Genomic DNA, 14881 nt, shown 5'->3' with positions numbered 1-14881 from the left:
AAAAATAAAACTATAAAAATAGTTTGTAAACTACTTTTATAGTAGTAACTTCATATATCCGAACTACAAAAATAGTTGCTATGATAAAAGAACTCACAAAAGCAGAGGAACAGGTAATGTTAATCCTTTGGGAAATGGGCGAAGCCCTGGTAAAAGACGTTATTGAAAAAATGAATGAACCCAAACCCGCTTACAATACAGTTTCTACCGTAATCAGGGTTTTGGAGGGAAAAGGTTTTGTTGATCATAAAGCCATTGGCAATACGCACATCTACTTCCCTATCATCAAAGAAACTGATTATAAACGTTTTGCCTTCGACAAGGTAATGAACAATTACTTTGAAAACTCTTATGAGAGCCTGGTTTCCTTTCTGGTTAAAGAAAAAAGTATGAGTACCGAAGAGCTAAACGAAATTATTCAATTGGCAGAAAAACTTAAAAAAGACAGATGATGAGCTGGCTATATTATTTACTCGAAGCAAATCTATACCTTGTCCTGTTTTATGGATTTTATAGATTATTTCTCCACAGGGAAACTTTTTACGAATTAAACAGATACTACCTGATTTTCAGTTCGATACTGGCTTTCTTGCTTCCATTTTTTCAATTGGGGTTTTTAAAGGAGCCATTCACCGCGCAGATTACAATAGAACCAACCATTGTAATTAATCAGGTTGTGGCTACAGGTAATTTGCCTCCAGATAATTATCAGCCTAGTATTTTAAACATTAACAATGCTATCATAGCAATTTACATTTTAGTTACCGTTGCTTTCCTGTTTAAAATGGTTTTCAGTTTATCTAAAATTATCAAAATGCTTAAACTGCCATCAGTTGTACTCGAAAATGGAGTAAAAATGATCGATTTGAAGGATTCTAAAATTGCTTTCTCATTTTTTAACATGCTTTTCATTGATCCCCAATTACCAGAGAAGAGCACCATTTTGAAGCACGAACTAGTTCATATTAAACAAAAACATAGTTTGGATGTGCTTTTATTCGAAATGATTCAGATTATCAATTGGTTTAACCCCATTTCTTATCTCTTGAAGAAAGACATCAAGCTGATCCACGAGTATTTAGCTGATGAAGAGACAACTAGGTATGATGTAGAAAAGTACCATTATGCGATGTTTCTTATCCAAAACTCAACAGGTATCCAAAATTTAATCCTCACTAACCAAATATTTAGTTCATCAATTTTAAAAAAACGAATTAGTATGCTTAATCAAAAAAGATCAGCACGTTGGGCAAGGCTCAAACTGCTATTTGTATTGCCAATAACTGCAGGGATATTATGCATTTCTACGATGGCATTTACGAAAGATTACGGATTTGTAGAACTTGGCTCTTCATTAAGTAAGCAATCTGTAAAACAGGATACTGTTAAAAAACCATTCGACACCAACGATGGTATACATGTCCCTAATCCTAATGAATTATATTTAGCCTTGCGCACCGATCCCAAAACGAAAAAATTAACTACATATACAAGAAAGTTAATATTGTTAAATGGTAAAGAATTAAAAGCAGGTACTAATGGAGGCGTAAAAAATATAGAATATATGATTAGGTTAAATGAAACAACCGCAGAAACAAAATATGGTAAAAAAGGGGCTCTTGGTGCTATAGAGATCTTCAGTTCAAACCCTGAAATTATAGCTACTCCACCTAAAGTAAAGTTACTTAGTAATTCGTCTCAAAAAATTGTAGTTTTGCCACCACCACCTCCGATTAGAGAAGATACAACCAGGCAGAAGAAATTCCAAAAAGTAAACAATAAAGCTTACAAAGCCTCATTGGGAACCAAAACAGCTCAAGCACTCCCAACTAACACTAAAAACAAATTCCCTGAAACCGGCACCACATTGCAGGCCGACCGAACCTTAAAAGAAGCAACCCTTAAATCTTATGAAAAGGCGATGGGTGCCAAATCTGATAGTGATATAAAGGAAATTAATATAAAAGAAAACAATTCAGCAAAGGCAGGACAACAAAATAGGCCAATAGCGGTAGAAACAATACATCAGGATAACCTGGATAGAAGTAAAAACGAAAAGTTAATGGTTGAAATCCCCGAAGGTGCAACAGCAGAACTTACCGTTTTAAACTCATCATTTAATAAAGCTATATTTAAAACTTCAGATTACCAGAATAACTGGAATGCCAAAGACGTTCCTAATGGAAATTACTCTTACACCTTCCTTTTTAGAAAAGGAGGAAAGTTAATTGGAGGTAAAAATGGCTATATAAGAATAAAATAATTACTGCGGCACGTAAACAACATACTTGGTCTCAAAGAAATCTTCCTCAAAATAAGCTGAAAGCGGATATAATTCTGCTTTCAGTTTTGATTCCTTAATCTCATCAGCCAAATCGCCACCTTTTAGATATAAAATCCCATTTGGAATGGCATTTAATGAATCTTTTTTAAATTTTCCCTGTATCCATGGATAAAATTCGCCTAAACGGGTAACCGCCCTAGACACCACAAAATTAAATTTTTCTTTAACCTGTTCTGCCCTCAAATGATCGGCTTTTAAATTATCCAGTCCAAGTGCCGAAGCCACTTCTTTTACCACTTTGATTTTTTTTCCAATAGAATCTACCAGATAGAATTGCGTTTCAGGGAATAAAATTGCGAGTGGAATACCTGGAAAACCGCCACCGGTACCTACATCTAAAACCGATTCGCCGGCTTTAAACGTACAAACCTTTGCTATTCCTAACGAGTGCAATACATGGCGTTCATATAATTCTTCAATATCTTTTCTAGAAATTACATTGATCTGTGCATTCCAAAAGCTATATAATTCGAACAGTTGCGAAAATTGGGCAATCTGCTTTTCACTTAAATCAGGAAAATATTTTAAAATGATATCGGGTTTTACATCAAGCATATTGTAATTTCTAAAGGATTATTGAATTATTTCCAGTTTACTTTTTTCTTACCAAATAGGGCTAAAAATCCGTTCAGCGTTAAAAATACAAACAAAAGTATATCTAAAATCGGGAACCACCAACGCAAATCGCCATAGTTTAATCGTTTCAGCAATTTTGGATAGATAAAACACCTAATAATGATGCTTAATACGAGAATCCCCAAGGCTACATATTGTGCCTCACGACTAAAAAACATACATGCAGCAAAAAAAGCATAAAACAAAAACTGAAACACGATCTGAAGGCTCAAAATAAATTTATGCTTTGATTTATACAGTTTACCAGCACCAAAATGGCGCTTTTTCTGTCTTAGATAACCCCTCCAGGTCTTATTGGGTTCGCTCCAAACATGACTGTCACGATGTAAACGAATTTCGGTATTGTATTTAGTTGCATGTGCATTTACAAATAAATCATCGTCACCAGATGGGATATGCATGTGCGCTGCGAAGCCTTTATTTTTAAAAAAAAGCGATTTTTTGTAAGCCATATTACGTCCAACACCCATGTACGGCATGCCTTTTAAAGCGAAAGAAAGGTAATTTACCGCAGTAAAAAAGGTTTCAAACCGGATGAGCGCATTTAAAAGGCTTCTTTTTTTCATATAAGGAGAATAACCCAATACAATTTCAGTATTTTCATCAGCCGGCTGTTGCATGTCCATCAGCCATTGCTCAGAAGCAGGTGTACAATCGGCATCGGTAAAAACCAACCAATCGTATTTGGCAGCCTTTATGCCCATGGTTACTGCGAATTTTTTGCCTGCAATAAACTTATCATTATCTAAAATCTTTACAACTTTGAGATTGGAATATTTTTTCTCTTGTTGCTCTAAAAACTCCTCTGTACCATCCCAGGAGCGATCATTAACCACCACTACCTCAAATTCAGGGTAGTTTTGACTAAATAATGAAGGAAGATATTGCTCTAGATTTACAATTTCATTCCGGGCACATACAATCACACTTATCGGTTTACGCGCCGATAAGGGTACCTCTTCAATCCCAACCCTGGCCAGTTTTAAATGAACAAAAAGGACATAATAGAGCTGAACCAAAAGGCAAAAAGCCAATATCGAGAGCAGGATAATTTCAAGCGGGGTTAATATCACGATGGTAAAATAAATAGGCGCAAATTTCTCATTTTTAATCTGTAAAACACTTTTATGTGGATAAAAAATTAAACAAAATAATGCCCTCAATTTTTGCTATTTTTGGCAGATTTTTGACGAGAAAAAACACATTATGAAATTTAGTTTACAGGCTAACGATCCACTTTCAAAAGCCAGGGCCGGGACGGTAACAACAGCCCATGGCGAAATACAAACCCCTATTTTTATGCCTGTGGGCACTGCCGGAACGGTAAAAGCCGTACATCAGCGCGAGCTTAAAGATGATATCGACGCAAAAATCATTCTGGGTAATACTTACCACCTTTATTTAAGACCAGGTTTAGAAACCCTGGAACAAGCAGGTGGATTACATAAATTTATTGGTTGGGATCGTCCAATTTTAACCGATAGCGGTGGTTACCAGGTATATTCTTTAAGTAAAGTTCGTAAAATTAAGGAAGAAGGCGTTACTTTCCACTCACACATTGATGGCTCAAAACACCTTTTCACTCCTGAATACGCAATGGATATCCAGCGCACTATCGGTGCCGATATCATTATGGCTTTTGATGAGTGCACCCCTTACCCTTGCGACTATACTTATGCGGCGCAATCGATAAAAATGACACACCGTTGGTTAAAACGCTGCTGTGAACGTTTTGATACGACAGAGCCTAAATATGGTTTCGACCAAACATTATTCCCTATTGTTCAGGGTTCGGTGTATAAAGATTTACGTATTAAATCTGCAGAATTTATTGCCAGCATGGGCCGCGAAGGCAATGCCATAGGCGGTTTATCGGTTGGTGAACCTGCAGAAGAAATGTATGCGATGACAGAAGTGGTATGCGATATATTACCAGTCGAAAAACCACGTTATTTAATGGGTGTAGGTACACCGATCAATATATTAGAAAATATTGCATTAGGTGTTGATATGTTTGATTGTGTAATGCCTACAAGAAATGCACGGAATGGCATGCTTTTTACCAGAAACGGGATCATCAACATCAGAAACAAGAAATGGGAGAACGATTTTTCTCCATTAGATGCAGAGAGCGATCTACACGCTGATCAGGTAACCAGTAAAGCTTATTTAAGGCATTTGGTACACAGTAAAGAGATGCTTGGCGCACAAATTGCTACCTTACATAATCTACATTTCTATCTTTGGTTAGTAAAACAGGCCAGAGAAAAGATTATTGCTGGTGAATTTTACGAGTGGAAAAACAAAATGGTTAAAATATTAGGCAATAAGCTATAAAATGAGTCTGTTAAAAGGAAGGATAAAAATCATCGATCAGTACATTATCGGTAAATACCTGGGTACATTTATATATACCCTCGCCATTTTCGTAATCATTATTGTGGTGTTCGATCTATCTGAAAAGATGGATGATTTTATGAAAAGCGGACTGAGTTTTTGGGGGATTCTCTCTAAATATTACGCTGGCTCTATCCCTTTTTATGTAAATATGCTTTCGCCATTGATTAACTTCATCGCGGTAATTTTCTTTACGGCGAAGATGGCCGATCAAACGGAAATTGTTCCGATTTTAAGTGGCGGTGTAAGTTTTAACCGCTTTTTATTTCCTTACCTGGTATCTGCTACGATCATTTTCTCCGCTAACCTGGTATCTAATTTATATATCCTTCCTTATACCAATACCCTAAAAAATAGTTTCGAAAATACCTACGTAAAACGTAACGACCCTTCCACAAAGTCGAATATCCACATGAAACTGGATGACAAAACTTACATCTACATTGATAACTTTGACAATAAAACGAATTCGGGCTATCGCTTTTCTCTTGACAATTTTAACGGTGATATTTTGACTAAAAAAATCGTTGCCGAGAATATTAAATGGGATTCGCTTAAGCGTAAATGGCAACTAACCAATTACTCGATCCGTAAGATTGATGGCCTTAAAGAAACGATGATTTACGGCAATGGAAAACTAAAAGATACCATCCTGGATATGCGTCCGGATGATTTTTCCGCCTACGATAATATAGTACAAAATTTAACCACAAAAGAATTAACGGAGAAAATCAGAAAAGAAAAAATCCGTGGAACAGGTGTAATGAACGATCTTCAATTTGAAAAATATAAACGCTACCTGCACCCACTTTCGGCCTTCGTATTAACGCTTATCGGTGTGGCATTGTCATCACGTAAAGTTCGTGGAGGTGTCGGCGTATCATTAGGCATCGGAATCTTTATTAGCTTCGCTTATATCGTGTTTAATCAGTTTACACAGATGTTCTCTACCAAAGGTGGATTACCTCCGTTTGCAGCTGTTATTATGCCTACGCTCTTCTTTGGGCTGCTAGGCTTTTACCTGTTGAGGAAAGCACCAAAATAGCAATGGAAGCTACCAAAAAGAATCTACTCATTCTTCATCTTACTGTATTTGTTTGGGGCTTTACAGGCGTGCTTGGAAAAGTAATTTCGATCGATGCCGTGCCCATGGTTTGGTACCGGGTATTGATTGCATCGACAACTCTTTTCGCCTGGTTCCTCATCACAAAAAAGAATATCAGGGTTACAAGAAAACAGTTTTTGCAATTCTTTTTAACCGGCGGAATTGTCGCCATTCATTGGATATTTTTCTTTCATGCCATCAAGGTTTCAACAGTTTCAGTTACCTTGGTATGCCTTTCTTCTTTCACTTTATTCACCGCGATTTTAGAGCCGTTGATTAAAAAACAACCGATCCAAATGGGCGATATACTGATTGGTTTATTGATTATTTTAGGCATATATATGATCTTTAAATTCGAAGGTCAATATACTTTGGGGATCATTTTTGGATTGTTGGCAGCAGTGGCATCAAGTCTTTTCTCTACCATCAATTCAACGCTGGTGCAAAAAAGTGAGCCTTCGATTATTGGTTTTTACGAGCTGGTTGGTGCGCTTTTCTGGATCACCATATACCGCTTATATGATGGAACTTTGCTACACACACACTTTAATCTGAGTGCAAAAAACTGGTTCTATTTAGCGCTTCTGGGTACGCTCTGTACATCGGTTGCTTACGTTGCAGGTGTTTCAGTTATGCGTACATTATCGGCATTCAGGGTAGCACTTATTACAAACTTAGAACCTGTATATGGAATCTTATTAGCCTTTGTTTTCTTTCGAAATAAAGAACAGATGACTGGTGGTTTTTATATCGGCGCGACAATCATTTTAGGTTCGATATTTTTATATCCGATCTATAAAAAGAGGAAGAATAAGCTGTAGAAAGTAAGTCCATACATCGCAATATTTTAGCATAATGAAATAGCTTTCATATCGATCAAATAATGATTTCATGAAGCGTAGAGAAATAGAAATCTTTCGACTAGAACGGTCATCATCTCGACCGGAGCAACACGAAGTGGAGAGATCTACTACACAGAATAACTAATAAAATAAACAGCGTCATCTCGACTGTAGCGCAGTCCCGAATATTCGGGAGAGAGATCTACTTATATTAATTTCACTTCATTAAGCATTTGTAACCTCAACTAATCTTTACTCCACTACCACTTACAGTCCCCATCAAAATGGGTCGTCATCGTGACAAATTGCAATCACAAATTTTCTGGAGAGAGGAGTCCATTTTGATAGATTTCCCTATTTCGTCGCATCACGATTGAAATGACAATATCACACAACACCTAATACGAATTTACTGTATTACCTAAACTCACGTCTCCACACCACTACCACATTAAGCGAAGCCAAAAGCATTAAATATAAGCTAAAATAAATTAATTATTTTCTCACTAATTTACCTATGCAGATTGGAATTTACTGCCAATAAACTTGAGGCATCTACAGAAAATTGAGGTACCTCCAAAAGCTAAATAAGCATCCTAATCAAAAACATTAAACTGCATTTTACTTATCATAAAAAATTAAAACAAGAGGACATGCCCACACCTCTGATATAACATAATTCAAAACCCTAAAGCAGTATCAAGACCGACAGACAAACAAGAGTAAATCCTAACAATTCTTGACATAATAAATTAGCCAAAACAACAAATAATTCAAGCTAAAAAGCATATCAAAAAAAACATCTGTTAAAGATTAAAAACAGCACAAAAAAAGAGTGATAGAACAGCATAAAAAATGCTAAAAAAAATTAGACGAAAATCCAAAATAACTACTATTAAAAAGCCTAATTAATTAAGATTAAAATTTCATGAAAACGGCTTCAAAAATAACTAATTATACCAATATAAAATCGGAATAAAATCCAGCCAAAAACCCAGCTTACACTTTCCGAAAAAAAGGATTAACATTATAAAATTTCGTAAAATAAACACACATGATTAAAGCAATACTCGAATGTTAACGCATTCAATCAGCTTATGAGTACCATAGAAAACTTCCCATTTCAGACTAAAAAGAATGAGGTTATGTAGACATGATAATTAGTAAATACGTAGAAAAACAGACCTCATTATTCACTCAAGTTTAGGCTAAACAGCTTAAAAAGCATTAAAATTTGACCAATTCGCTTGTTTAAGAAAACAATAGCAAAACCAAATAAAAACCGCCTTTAAATCACAATAGAAGCCATTTTAACCTAAAAATAAATTTTTCAAAAAAAGATGTCTAAAAGCTGTTTACCCTATAATATCGCAAGGAAATCGCATTATCCAGTCATAAAACTGGAGATTTAAGCCCTAAAAACATTAAAAAAACATACAAATATGGTCACCTGAAGTAAAATTCAGAGGAGAATTTTAATGCTAAAACCCTGGTTTAACCCATAAAAACTGAGTTTTTAAACACTAAACAATAACATCAGAAACCATCTGGATTAGGAAATCACAAATTGTGAAAATTAAATCCAGGCCTTATGATGAAAAAACCAGTCTGAATTAAGCGATAAAAATTAAAGACATTTTGTCATAAAAATATCATCACCCCAATAAAACAGAATTTTGAATCTGCATCAATTTAAAAATTCGGCAGTATAAATTTACAACGTTAAGGGCTTTAAAAATCAAATTTCAGACTGCGATTAAATCCATTTTGCAGCAGGGATTTTTCACGATGCAATCAAATATTCCAGGTAATTTCCAACTCATACAATTCATAGAGAACGATGCCAAAATCCATACGCTTCAAGTTCGATTTTCAGGACTGAGACCTCATTCCAAAATTCATGCTAAAATTTAAAAAGCCGCAAAAATTTTCAGAGAAAATCGATTAATAAGTGTAAATTAAATCAATAAAGCTGAGTCAATAAAAAATATAAGCAATTGCTTAAACCAGACGTAAAATCAGGTTAAAAATTATAATAAAACGAACAATTAATGAATTTATATAAATTACATTAATATTTAAAAATCAGTAATTTAAGTTATTTAATATAAATTAAAAATTCACTTTTAAGAATACCTATAAAATTTAAAAAACTAAATATTTTAGCAAAGATTTTAGATGAATTTAAATAAATCAAACAAAAAACTAATTATCAAGTACTTAAGTGCAATTACTTTAAGTTTTATTTCACCATCTGTTTTTGGTCAAATTTTCAGCACTGCACAAAACCCACTTAGTGTAAAATGGAACTACATTTCATCAGGAGGCTTTAAAATCATCTATCCTGAAGAACTGGAGAAAGAGGCCCAAAGAATGGCCAATACCCTACCCTTCATCTACACCAAAATTGGGTTGGGTTTAAGGCAACAAAAAACTTCTATCCCACTCCTCTTACAGAACCGCGGAACGGTAGCAAACGGCTTTGTTCAGCTGGGGCCGAAGAAGTCGGAATTCTATGCCACACCACCCCAATTTTTCGACAGTCAGGATTGGCTGAACAACCTCGCCGTGCACGAACTTAGGCACGTTGCACAGTTTGACAAACTGACAGGAACACAAGCACACCCATTCCCAGAGCTGGTTTACTTTGCCTACTTTGGGGCAGGCATACCTACCTGGTTTTTCGAAGGTGATGCAGTAGTTAATGAAACTGCGCTGACCTACTCGGGTCGCGGTCGGCAGCCGAATTGGACCATGCCTTACCGGGCTTCAATTTTAGAAGGCAAAAAATTCACCTACAGCAAAGCCTATTTTGGATCAAACAAAGACGTGACTCCAGGTTACTACCAAACCGGGTATTTGATGGTTGCCGACATGAAGGAAAAATATGGTCAGTTCATTTCCGACAGTTTACTTAGCGACATTAGAAAAAGACCAGTGAGGCCTTACCCCTTTTCGAAAAGCTTAAAAAAATATACCGGAGAAAATACGCGACAATATTTTCTAGCCACCCAAAATAAGCTTGCCGAAAAATGGAAGATACAGGAAGAAAAATCTGCTTCAGAAAACTATGAAAGTTTAAATAAAAAATCATCCTTAGCTACCAATTATTTCTTACCAGTCAGAATCAATAAAAACCAGATTTTAGCACTCAAAGAAAGCAAGACTGATGCCCGTTATTTTGTTATCATTAACAAAGATAAATCAGAGCAAAAATTATTCGGAATCGGTTATCAGGAACAGCCCTGGTTCAGCTTAAAAAACGACCTGCTTGTTTGGGATGAAATCCGTTACGATCCGAGATACAAACAGCAGAGTTATAGCGTAATCTGCTCTTACAATTTAAAGACAAAACAATTCAATAAATTAAGTAGCAAAAGCAGGCTCTTCTCCCCTAGCCTTTCTGAGGATGGAAAGAAAATTATTGCAGCCAAAGTTGAACTCAACAATCAGTTCAACCTGGTAGAGCTAGATGCCGCTTCAGGAAAAATTTTAAAGACCTATCCAAATCCGGAAAACGAAATCCTGCAAACACCAGCCTTCGATAAAACCGGAAATAAGATTGCTTATATTGGCGTAACGGAAAAAGGAAAAAGTTTATGGTTGATTGACGGAGAAAAAAAATCTGCATTGATTTCAAACAGCAGACAACAACTCAGTCGCCCGGTTTTTATTAACGATAAAATTGTCTTCAATGCACACTTTAATGGCATCGATAATATTTACGGGGTTGATCCCGGTTCGAAAAAAATCACAGCACTTAGCGCATCTAAATATGGTGCCTTTAACCCTACTGAAACCAGTGAAGGGAAAATCATTTTTAATGATTATAAAATCAACGGTTACGAAATTGCCGAAACCAGCATCACCGAAAAACCTGTTGGCGAAAATAACTTTGTTGATTTTTCAGCCGCAGCAGAAAAGCAGGAAAACGTTGGGAATGTTTTCGACAAAATACCGGATAGCACTTACCAATCTAAACGCTACCATCAGGCCTTAAATCTTTTCAGCATTCACAGCATCATTCCGGTAATTGATAATGAATATGTTTTTGGTTTGGAGTTGCAATCAAACAACCTGCTTAACACGATGGACTTTTACTCGGGCGCAAAATACCATCGCGATTTAAAACGTTTCGAGTACACCGCAGACATCAGCTATAAGGCGCTCTATCCGGTATTTAGTGTGTTATACCGCAACCGCCCAAAAAGAACGTTCTACAGGGCTAAAAATGTGGTACAGCAAGGCGACTGGCGGGAGAACTATATCAAGCTTAATGCATCGCTTCCGTTATCGTTCAATGCCCGTAATGAGAACTATGCTTTTACGCTAAATGCGGCAACGAGTTTTACGCAAAGGTACATGCCCGAAAACATGCCAACCAATTTTATCCGCGAACTAAAATTCCCCATGGAGTACAATTTCACTTTCAACCACAGCGTGCGTACTACCGAAAGAGACATTGCACCAAAGTGGGCACAGGTGTTCAGGGTAAGTTACGATCACCAACCCTTCGACAAAAATTTAGGGGGCGAAATTTTAGCGCTCGAAAGTTTTCTATATTTCCCGGGGCTTGCTAAAAACCATTCCTTCCTGGCGAGTTTCAATTACCAAAAAGCAAGTGGGGTAAACCAGTATGCCACCGAAATTGCAACCGTGTATGGATACAACAATATCTTGGCAAAAAGCAAACTGCAGAACAACTTACTTTTTAATTACCGTTTTCCATTTGCTTTCCCTGATTGGGAGTTGGGTCCGCTGGCTTATGTGAGGAATTTTAGGGCAGGTTTATTTTGTCACTATGAGAACATTGGCAAGGGCACAACCTTTAACGATCCAAAAACTTATGGCGTAGAATTGAACACGAGCGTAAACCTTTTGCGCTATCAACCTGTTGTAGATTTAGGGGCGAGATTGGTTTTTGTCAACCAGATTTACAATCAAAATCCGATATTAGAGTTTTCATTTAATTATAGCTTTTAAAACCATGAGCGCAAAAACAATTTCGATTATTATTTTGACCGCATTGCTGACCATATTTTTGATGGTAAATACCGAACCTGTAGATTTTGATTTTCTGGTAGCCACGGTTCCGGTATCTAAACTTTTGGTTATCGGCATCTGCATCATCATTGGTTTTATCATCGGCTTCGTGGTAGGCCGTCCGCGGAAAACAATAAGCAGTTACGATGATGAGATCGAAAGGAATCAACCTACGGTAGAAAAGAAAAATACCTTAAGCGACGAGGATAGAGATTACATTAGTTAGATCCCTTGGTCTGTGTCTCACAGACCATCAAGTTTTTTTTTTGAAGCACAGCCTTTGCGTACGGCTAACTTTAGTAAGGTTCAATAAAAATATTTTGAAAAGCAAAACCTGCACTCCGGTCAATTGTTAGCCGGGCTTTCCGCTAAATCTTTTAAAATACTCCTGTCATGCTGAGGCACGAAGCATCTGTTTCATTTGTCACGGATGCTTCGTACCTCAGCATGACATGCAAAACGGAAGCAAGTGTTAATTTTAAAAGGATATCGCTGCAATCCCGTTTAGGTGGATTGGCAACTGCTGCTATTTGAGGGAGTAATAGCAAAGTGCAAAAAATATTTCTTTACTTAATTTAGTGCCGACATTATTTCGCCATAAAGGAGCCCACTTCCCCCGCCATAGTGCTGGATAATTTTCAAGTTTGGTTTAAGCCCGGTCAGTTTTGCTCTTAATGCTTTTTCACATATTGCATCAATGCCGTTTCCCAGCAATACCAAATCTATTTCATGTGTTTGGCAAATCTCAATGGCTTCATCATCCGTGCATACACAGATCCCTTTCCATTCTGGTCTGGCATTTAACAGGCGGTTCATTACAACGGTTATTTCAGTATCCCTGCCGATATAAAGTATGGTAGTTTGCATATTCTTTAAATAAATAAAACCCCGAGGTTCTAAAACCTTCGGGGTTTGGTTAAATTATTTTAGTTCAATTCCATTGGAATATCCATTAATAAAACTTCTGCTCCTGCAGTATTGGCTTTAAAACTGATGCTATCGGTATCCCACACCCCTAATCCATCTCTTTTACTAAGCACTTGTCCGTTAATGGTTACTTCTCCACTAATTACGAATGCATACACACCATTACCAGCTTTTTTGATTTTGTACTCGGTTTCAAAACCTTCATCAAAATTGCCTAACGAAAACCAGGCATCCTGATGGATCCAAACGCCGGCATCATCTGCATTTGGCGATAAGATCTGTTGAAAGTTATTGTGACGGGCAGCAACATCTAAAGTCTGTTGATCATAACGTGGCGTAACATTTTTCTTGTTCGGGAACAACCAGATCTGCAATAAATTCAATTGCTCGCCTGCATTTGCGTTAAACTCGCTGTGGCTAACTCCTGTTCCGGCACTCATTACCTGGATTTCTCCATTTTTAATTACTGCCGAATTCCCCATACTATCTTTGTGTGCAATTGCACCGGCCAATGGAATGGTAATAATTTCCATGTTATCATGTGGATGGCTACCAAAGCCCATTCCACCATCAATCAAGTCATCATTTAAAACCCTCAAAACCCCGAAGTGCATCCTTTCAGGATTGTAATAGTTTGCAAAACTGAATGAGTGATGTGCATTTAACCAGCCATGATTAGCATGACCGCGGGTGTTTTCTTTGTGCAAAATGAACTGTGACATAAATTTCCTTTCTTATTTATGATACAAAGTTAATACAGTAAGGCTCACTGTGCATTGATGTAGGGTAAGAAGTGAGAGAGCGTTAAGCGGAAGGCGTAGAGCGGTAAGTGTTTGATTTGACTAAGAATTAACTTTTGCTAGTACCGCATCGCTGTTTAATTCTCTCAGCGCATCTAAAGCTATCCAATTTGCTTTTTTATTGTTTTGGGCCAAAATATTATTTGCAGTTTGGAGGGCCTGCCGATGCAGGAAAGCATTACGCTTGCCGATTTGCCTCAACGCCCAGTTGATTGCCTTTTTAACAAAATTGCGGTTATCATAAGCTTCTCTTTCAATTACCGGAAGAAAACCCAGAAAAGTTATATCTGGTTCTTTTTTAAGGTGAACGGCAGCCTCGGCCATCAACACAAAACCGGTACGTTTTATAAATTCAGCTTCAGCCGCTGCAAATTCAAAAATCTTTGACTTAAAATAAGGCGTTTTAACGAAAAGATTTCCGCAAGCCTGATCACATATATACCATGAAATAAAATCTTTCGTCCACGCGTTTATTTGCATTTCTGTTACTTGTTTATAATCGCCGATGAATGTGGCTAAAAGACGGGCTTCGTGAAATCCGGTTTCCCAGAGCAGTAAAGATAGCTCCTGATTTTTACCGATCTGTTTCCCCAGCTTACGGATATTGGGCACACGAATACCAAAAGCTTTTGAAATATCGATCCCAAAATAAGCCATTTTCTTTAGGTAATCGGGTTCACTGATGGATTGCAGTTCGGAAAGGATAAATTCAATGTCGTTCATGATTCGAATTTAGTTTTTTTGCTCCGCTTCACTACGGATTTATCTCAAATGATCCTGTTTATTG

12 protein-coding genes are annotated in these 14881 nt (G+C 36.9%); 7 read left to right on the top strand and 5 right to left on the bottom strand.

What is annotated here, in order from left to right; genetic code table 11:
* The first annotated feature begins 80 nt into the window (after positions 1-80).
* Both U859_RS0113535 and U859_RS0113530 read left to right on the top strand, forming a co-directional pair.
* Positions 81-452: a BlaI/MecI/CopY family transcriptional regulator gene (locus U859_RS0113535; protein WP_025143897.1), complete on the top strand. Its 372-nt coding sequence runs from the start codon at positions 81-83 to the stop codon at positions 450-452.
* Positions 453-865: 413 nt separating this feature from the next.
* Positions 866-2263: a M56 family metallopeptidase gene (locus U859_RS0113530; RefSeq protein WP_162799931.1), complete on the top strand. Its 1398-nt coding sequence runs from the start codon at positions 866-868 to the stop codon at positions 2261-2263.
* Here the strand turns inward: U859_RS0113530 and rsmG are convergent, their stop codons facing one another.
* A complete protein-coding gene (gene rsmG / locus U859_RS0113525; protein WP_025143895.1) occupies positions 2264-2899 on the bottom strand; it encodes a 16S rRNA (guanine(527)-N(7))-methyltransferase RsmG in 636 nt (211 codons plus the stop codon).
* Positions 2900-2925: 26 nt separating this feature from the next.
* Positions 2926-4143, bottom strand: a complete 1218-nt coding sequence (locus U859_RS0113520; protein ID WP_316931571.1) for a glycosyltransferase — start codon at positions 4141-4143, stop codon at positions 2926-2928.
* A gap of 43 nt (positions 4144-4186) precedes the next feature.
* Between U859_RS0113520 and tgt the strand changes: the two genes are divergently transcribed.
* The 5 genes from tgt to U859_RS0113495 all read left to right on the top strand — a co-directional run bounded on the left by tgt (position 4187) and on the right by U859_RS0113495 (position 12593).
* Positions 4187-5317 (top strand): tRNA guanosine(34) transglycosylase Tgt, encoded by a 1131-nt coding sequence (tgt, locus tag U859_RS0113515; protein WP_025143893.1) that lies wholly within the window; start codon positions 4187-4189, stop codon positions 5315-5317.
* 1 nt (position 5318) lies between these two features.
* Positions 5319-6422: an LptF/LptG family permease gene (locus tag U859_RS0113510; protein ID WP_025143892.1), complete on the top strand. Its 1104-nt coding sequence runs from the start codon at positions 5319-5321 to the stop codon at positions 6420-6422.
* Positions 6423-6424: 2 nt separating this feature from the next.
* Positions 6425-7303: a DMT family transporter gene (locus U859_RS0113505; RefSeq protein ID WP_025143891.1), complete on the top strand. Its 879-nt coding sequence runs from the start codon at positions 6425-6427 to the stop codon at positions 7301-7303.
* A 2199-nt stretch (positions 7304-9502) separates the two neighbouring features.
* On the top strand, positions 9503-12307 hold the full coding sequence (locus U859_RS0113500; RefSeq protein WP_025143890.1) for a hypothetical protein: 2805 nt from the start codon (positions 9503-9505) through the stop codon (positions 12305-12307).
* 4 nt (positions 12308-12311) lie between these two features.
* Positions 12312-12593 carry a lipopolysaccharide assembly protein LapA domain-containing protein gene (locus tag U859_RS0113495; RefSeq protein WP_025143889.1) on the top strand — a complete coding sequence of 94 codons (282 nt, stop codon included), beginning with the start codon at positions 12312-12314 and terminating at the stop codon, positions 12591-12593.
* 344 nt (positions 12594-12937) lie between these two features.
* Here U859_RS0113495 and U859_RS0113490 read toward each other — a convergent pair whose 3' ends face one another.
* The 3 genes from U859_RS0113490 to U859_RS0113480 form a co-directional block, all read right to left on the bottom strand.
* Positions 12938-13234 (bottom strand): hypothetical protein, encoded by a 297-nt coding sequence (locus U859_RS0113490; RefSeq protein WP_025143888.1) that lies wholly within the window; start codon positions 13232-13234, stop codon positions 12938-12940.
* A gap of 59 nt (positions 13235-13293) precedes the next feature.
* Entirely contained in the window at positions 13294-14016 is a 723-nt protein-coding gene (locus U859_RS0113485; RefSeq protein WP_025143887.1) for a pirin family protein, read from the bottom strand.
* Between the two features lie 120 nt (positions 14017-14136).
* Positions 14137-14817 (bottom strand): DNA alkylation repair protein, encoded by a 681-nt coding sequence (locus U859_RS0113480; RefSeq protein ID WP_025143886.1) that lies wholly within the window; start codon positions 14815-14817, stop codon positions 14137-14139.
* Positions 14818-14881 lie beyond the last annotated feature (64 nt).

This window comes from Pedobacter jeongneungensis, from assembly GCF_000633455.1.
GTDB classification, from domain to species: domain Bacteria; phylum Bacteroidota; class Bacteroidia; order Sphingobacteriales; family Sphingobacteriaceae; genus Pedobacter; species Pedobacter jeongneungensis_A.
The sequence above is the reverse complement of the archived record's forward strand: the minus strand, read 5'-3'. Positions and strand labels throughout refer to the sequence as shown.